At 75.1% G+C, this 6005-nt stretch carries 5 protein-coding genes and 1 pseudogene; 4 read left to right on the top strand and 2 right to left on the bottom strand.

Features of this window, described 5'->3' with window-relative positions:
* Window positions 1-884, bottom strand: an 884-nt coding sequence (locus ABZ641_RS23500) for a PD-(D/E)XK nuclease family protein (RefSeq protein WP_359984608.1), incomplete at its 3' end; no start/stop codon positions are given.
* Between the two features lie 244 nt (window positions 885-1128).
* Between ABZ641_RS23500 and ABZ641_RS23495 the strand changes: the two genes are divergently transcribed.
* The 4 genes and pseudogenes from ABZ641_RS23495 to ABZ641_RS23480 form a co-directional block, all read left to right on the top strand.
* The gene (locus ABZ641_RS23495; protein WP_344621590.1) at window positions 1129-2328 is read left to right on the top strand and encodes a site-2 protease family protein; all 1200 of its coding nucleotides are present in this window, start codon (window positions 1129-1131) and stop codon (window positions 2326-2328) included.
* Window positions 2329-2424: 96 nt separating this feature from the next.
* Window positions 2425-3387: a tRNA (adenine-N1)-methyltransferase gene (locus ABZ641_RS23490; protein ID WP_344621591.1), complete on the top strand. Its 963-nt coding sequence runs from the start codon at window positions 2425-2427 to the stop codon at window positions 3385-3387.
* Window positions 3388-3711: 324 nt separating this feature from the next.
* Complete coding sequence (locus tag ABZ641_RS23485; RefSeq protein ID WP_344621592.1) at window positions 3712-4299, top strand: hypothetical protein; 588 nt, start codon at window positions 3712-3714, stop codon at window positions 4297-4299.
* A gap of 106 nt (window positions 4300-4405) precedes the next feature.
* Window positions 4406-5434: pseudogene (locus ABZ641_RS23480) on the top strand (rhodanese-like domain-containing protein); the annotation flags it as partial.
* A 38-nt stretch (window positions 5435-5472) separates the two neighbouring features.
* Here ABZ641_RS23480 and ABZ641_RS23475 read toward each other — a convergent pair.
* Window positions 5473-6005: sterol carrier protein domain-containing protein (locus tag ABZ641_RS23475; protein WP_359984603.1), on the bottom strand; the 533-nt coding region annotated here is incomplete at its 5' end.

The raw sequence follows: 6005 nt of genomic DNA, 5'->3' as shown, positions 1-6005 counted from the left end.
ATGAGATCCCCCGTGGGATCGTCGTCGGTCGTTCTCCGCACCGGAACCGGCAGCGGGTACGGCGGGGGAGTGCCCCCGAACTCCGGGCACCGGGCCTTGTGGTCGCACCAGTCGCACAGCCGGTTGCGGGTGGCCGGGAAGTCGCCCGTCGCCACCGCCCGCGAGATGGTCTCCCACAGCGCCCTGAGCTTGCGCTCCACCGACAGCAGGTCCGCCTCGTCCGGGTCGTACGTGACGACGTCCCCGCCGCCGCCCAGGTACACCAGCTGCAGCCGCCGCGGGACGACGCCCTTCCAGCGCCACACCACCAGGGCGTAGAACTTCATCTGGAACATCGCCTTGCCCTCGAAGTCCCGCGAGGGCGCCCGGCCGGTCTTGTAGTCGACCAGCCGCACCTCACCGGTCGGCGCGACGTCCACCCGGTCGATGTAGCCGCGCAGCAGCACGCCCGGCTCCAGCGGCGTCTCCACGTACAGCTCGCGCTCCACCGGGTGCAGCCGGGTCGGGTCCTCCAGACCGAACCAGCGGTCCACCAGCTTCTCCGCGTCACCCAGCCAGCCCGCCAGCGCCGAACCGTCCTCGTCGCCGGGGAACAGCTGCGCCAGCTCCGGCCGCTCGCCCAGCAGCCGCTCCCACTGCGGGCGCAGCAGCGAACGCGCCAGCTCCGCCGTCCGCTCGCCCGGCGGATGGTCGAAGAGCCGCTCCAGCACGGCGTGCACCACCGTGCCCCGGGTGGCGGCCGCGCTCGGCGGCTCCGGCAGCCGGTCGATCACCCGCAGCCGGTACAGCAGCGGGCAGGTCATGAAGTCGCCGGCGCGCGAGGGCGACAGGCCCGTCGGCGCGGCGGCCGGCCGGGTCGGCGGCTCGGTCTCGGTCTGGTGCATGCCCCCGACCCTATTGCCCCTCGCTCACATCCCGCTGCCGCCCGGCTGACACCGACACCGCTGGAGGCACCGCATCCGGGGTATCACCGAGGTACGGACAGCACCCGACCGCCGCCGCGGGCGCGGCGCGAGGGGCGCGCGCGGCATCCGGACGGAGATCACGTAGCGTGGGCGCGACGGTGCGGGCCACGGCGCCGCGACAGCACGGCGCACCGGCGGGGACGACGAGAGCGAAGGGGACGCGGTGAGCGACACCAGGGGGCAGCGGACCTCCGACCAGCCGTCGGCGGACCGGCCCGAGCGGCCGGAGCCGCGCGGCGGCATCCTGATGGGCCGACCCTTCGGCGTCCCGGTGTACGTCACGCCCTCCTGGTTCGTCATCGCCGCCCTGATCACCTGGGTGTTCGGCGGCCGGCTCAGCGAGGTGCTGCCCGACCTCGGCGCCACCCGCTACCTGGTCTCCTTCTCCTTCGCGGTCGCCTTCTACGCCTCCGTCCTGGTGCACGAACTCGCCCACACCGTGGTCGCCCTCCGCTACCGGCTCTCGGTGCGGCGGATCCAGCTGCAGTTCTTCGGCGGCGTCTCGGAGATCGAGAAGGAGGCCGAGACCCCGGCCCGCGAGTTCTGGCTGGCGTTCGTCGGCCCGCTGCTCTCGCTCGTCCTCGGCGGCGCCTTCTACCTCGCCCTCACCGCCGTCGACACCGACACCGTGCCCGGCGTGCTGCTCGCCGGCCTCATGGTCAGCAACCTCGTCGTCGCCGCCTTCAACCTGCTGCCCGGCCTCCCGCTGGACGGCGGCCGGATGCTGCGCGCCGTCGTCTGGGGCGTCACCGGCCGACCGATGGCCGGCACCGTCGCCGCCGCCTGGGTCGGTCGCGGGCTCGCCCTGCTCGTCCTCTTCGGGCTGCCGCTGTACAGCGCCTCCCGCGACCCCCAGCAGTCCACCACCGACAGCCTGATCGACGGCGTCCTCGCCGCCGTCCTCGCGGTGATCATCTGGAACGGGGCGAGCGGCGCCGTCCGCAACGCCCGGCTCCGCGAGGCCCTGCCCCGGCTCGCCCTGCGCGACCTCGCCCGACGCTTCGTCGAGGTCCCCGCCGACACCCCGCTCGGCGAGGCGCTGCGGCGGGCCCGCGAGGCGCAGGCCGGTGCGATCGTCGTGGTCGACGGCCGCGGCGAGCCCACCGCACTGGTCACCGAGGCCGCCGTCGGCAAGGTGCCCGAGCACCGCCGCCCCTGGGTCGCGGTCGGCGCGCTCGCCCGCGACCTCGAACCCGCCATGCGGCTCGACCTCGACCTCACCGGCGAGCAGCTGCTGACCGCACTGCGGCGCGCCCCCGCGACCGAGTACCTGATCGTCCGCCCCGACGGCAGCCCGTACGGCGTGCTGGCCCTCGCCGACCTCGAACGCAGACTCGCCCGCGAGGTCGGCGGCCGGGTGTAGGCCGACGCACACGGGCGCGCCCCTGTCGGGTTGCCCCTGGCGTGCGCATGCCCCGGCTGGTCGGGGGAGGTCCGGCGTTCCCTTAGGATTGTCTGCATGTCCGAACCGACCGGTGCCACCCGCCGACGCGGGCCCTTCCAGGTCGGGGACCAGGTCCAGCTGACCGACCCCAAGGGCCGCCACTACACGTTCACGCTCCAGGCCGGGAACCAGTTCCACACCCACAAGGGTGCGTTCCCGCACGACGAGCTGATCGGCGCCCCCGAGGGCACGGTCGTACGCACGACGGGCAACGTCCCGTACCTCGCGCTGCGCCCCCTGCTCCCCGACTACGTCCTGTCCATGCCCCGCGGTGCGGCGGTGATCTACCCCAAGGACGCGGGTCAGATCCTGGCGATGGCCGACATCTTCGCGGGAGCCCGCGTCGTCGAGGCCGGCGTCGGCTCCGGCGCGCTCTCCACGTACCTGCTGCGCGCCGTCGGCGACACCGGCATGCTCGCCTCCTACGAGCGCCGCGAGGACTTCGCCGAGATCGCCCGCGGCAACGTGGAGCGCTACTTCGGCGGCCCGCACCCGGCGTGGAAGCTCACCGTCGGCGACCTCCAGGACAACCTGGTCGAGACCGACGTCGACCGCGTCATCCTGGACATGCTCGCCCCCTGGGAGTGCCTGGACGTCGCCTCCAAGGCACTCGTCCCCGGTGGCCTCATCTGCTGCTACGTGGCCACCACCACGCAGATGTCGAAGACCGTCGAGGCGCTGCGCGAGCACGGCACCTTCACCGAGCCGCAGGCCTGGGAGACCATGGTCCGCACCTGGCACCTGGAGGGCCTGGCCGTCCGCCCGGACCACCGGATGATCGGCCACACCGGCTTCCTGCTCACCGCCCGGCGCCTCGCCGACGGCGTCGAGCCGCCGCTGCGCCGCCGCCGTCCGGCCAAGGGCGCCTACGGCGAGGACTACGACAACGGCACCCCGGAGCCCTCGCTCGCCGAGCGTGCCGCGGCCCGCCGGGCCTCCCGCGAGTCGGCCGCCGCCGAGGGCGTCGACCTGCCCTGACACCGTGCAGAACCACCCGCCGAGGGGCGGCGCGCCGGAGGACCTGCTCCGGTGCGCCGCCCCTCGCGGCGTTCCGCGGAGCTCCCCCCGGAAGAGCCGTCGGCCCGGTGTCCCGCGGCGGCCGATCATGTGGCAGGATGCTCGCTCACGACACCCCCTCCTTCGCGCCCCCGGACCTGTCCGTGCCGGGCGCAGCGACCGGGGGAGAGGTCTGTCCGGCGGGCGCGGCGAGGTGGGGGGAGACCCCTCGCGGGGACGGCGGGCACCCGGGCCCGGGGGAGCCCTGACAGCGAGCACCAGCAGCGGCCGAGGGCGGAGCAGACCATGACCACGAGCGGCGTGACCAGCGGCGGACCGAAGGCACCCGGGCATGCGCGCAGCGGGCTGAAGCACTGGGCACTGGTCGCCGCCGGGTGCGGCGCGGTGGTGGCCGGGGCGCTCGCGGCGGACCCGGCGCAGGGCACGCCGACGCCGGTGCGGCCCACCGCGGAGCCGGTGCCGGCGGCCGCCGCACCCGACCCGGGGAAGGCCGAACTTCCCCTTGACTGCGGGCCCTTCGGGGTGTCCGTGGCACTGCGGGCCAGCGCGACGGTGGACGGCGTGCCCAGCACGGTGGTGGCCGCGCACTGCGCGGCCGGCAACGGCACCCCGCCGGACGGCGTCTACCTGATCACCAACGGCCCGGACGGCCGGCCGAAGGTTGCCGAGACGCTGCTCGACCCGGTGAAGGACGGCCTCACCGTCACCGCGCTCACGATCCGCAGCGACGGTGCGATCCGCGGCCACGCCCAGGGCTGGTCCTCGGACGACGTGCCGCGCTGCTGCCCCGACCGGGCGGTGGACCTCAGCTGGACGCGGCAGGGCGAGGACTGGGTGCGGGCGCAGAGCGCCGTGCCCGCCGGACAGGTCTGACCGGCGCCCGCGGGGGCTGACGGGCCGTCCTGCGGGGGCCGGGCTGAGCCGGGCTCAGCCCGGCCGCGCTCACTCGGCGTCGGGGCCGTACACCTCGACCCGGTTCCTGCTGGTCTTCGAGCGCGCGGCGGACACCGTCCCCTACGGCGTGCTGACCGGCGACGCACTGTTCATCGGCGACGTCGGCCGCCCCGACCTGCTGGCCTCCGCCGGCACCGGCGCCGACGAACTCGGCCGGATGCTCTACGACAGCGTCCAGCACAGGCTGATGGCCCTGCCCGACGAGGTCCGGGTCTTCCCCGCCCACGGCGCCGGGTCGTCCTGCGGCAAGAACCTCTCCACCGAGCGGCAGTCCACCATCGGCGCCCAGCGCGCCACCAACTACGCCTGCACACCGATGAGCGAGGAACGGTTCGTCGCCATCGTCACCGCCGGCCAGTCCGCGGCACCCGGCTACTTCGGCCACGACGCCGTGCTCAACCGCCAGGAGCGCGCCCTGTTCGACACCGCCAGCGCCCACCGGCCGCTCACCGTCGACGAGTTCGGCACCCGCCGCGCCGCGGGTGCGGTCGTGGTCGACGCCCGCACCCCGCAGGAGTTCGCCGCCGGACACCTGCGTGGCGCGATCAACGTCCCCGTCGACGGCCGCTTCGCCGAACAGGCCGGCACCGTCCTGTCGCCCGACGCCGAGATCCTGGTCGTCGCACCCGACGGCCGCGAGGACGAGGTGGTGACCCGCCTCGCGCGCATCGGCTTCGACCGCACCGCCGGCCACCTCGACGAGCCCGAGAGCACCCTCGCCGCGTTCGCCGACGACCTCACCCCCGCCAGCCGGCTCACCGTCGACCAGCTGCGCACCGCCCTCGCCGCCGAGCACCCGCCGCTCGTCGTCGACGTCCGCAGCTGCGGCGAGCGCGCCGAGGGGGCGGTGGACGGCTCGCTGCACATCGCCCTGAACGAACTGCCCGGCCGCCTCGCCGAGATCCCGGCCGACCGGCCCCTCGTCCTGCACTGCGCCGGCGGCCACCGCTCCTCCATCGCCGCCAGCCTGCTGCGCCACTACGGCTTCGCCGACGTGTCGGACCTGCTCGGCGGCTACGGCGCCTGGCAGGCCGCCGGGCGGGCCGCGGTCTGAGCCGGCGCGGGCGTCACCGGCGGGCGACCGTACGGGGGTCAGAACCAGTGCAGGCAGTGCGGGGAGCGCTCGGCCCGGAAGAGGGCGTCGGCGAGCAGGGCCGCACCCGGGCGGTGGGCCCGGACGTGTCCGGCGCGCACCAGCGTGCTCGGGGTGGTGCCGCCGAGGTAGATCGACCCCAGGTCGCTCACGTCCAGGGACAGGTCGGGCTCCCGGTCCGTCGGGACGCAGTCGGCCCTGCCGCCCCGGACGGTCAGCAGGTGGCGGCCGCGCTCGCCGAGGAACGGGTCGTCGACGTCGAGGACGAGCTCGCCGTCCGAGCACCAGCCGCGTGCGGTGAGCGCCCGGGGGACGTCCAGCAGCCGGACCCAGAGCCAGTCGGTGTCGCCGGTCACCTCGGCGGCGCGGAAGTCCTCGAACTGCCAGCGCAGCGGATGCCCGGTCGGGACGTGCTTGAACACGACCCGGTCGGCCAGGTCGTGGTCGAGCAGGAACCGGGCCAGGGCGGTGGTGACGGCGTCCCCGGTGGTGACGATCTCGTCGACGGTCAGGGTCCCGGCCTCGAACAAGT

It is taken from the genome of Kitasatospora sp. NPDC007106 (assembly GCF_040634455.1).
GTDB lineage: Bacteria > Actinomycetota > Actinomycetes > Streptomycetales > Streptomycetaceae > Kitasatospora > Kitasatospora arboriphila.
The sequence above is the reverse complement of the archived record's forward strand: the minus strand, read 5'-3'. Positions and strand labels throughout refer to the sequence as shown.

Coding starts and splice junctions, on each gene's coding strand:
- ABZ641_RS23490 (WP_344621591.1), top strand. CDS start 2,425: ATGTCCGAACCGACCGGTGCCACCCGCCGACGCGGGCCCTTCCAGGTC.
- ABZ641_RS23485 (WP_344621592.1), top strand. CDS start 3,712: ATGACCACGAGCGGCGTGACCAGCGGCGGACCGAAGGCACCCGGGCAT.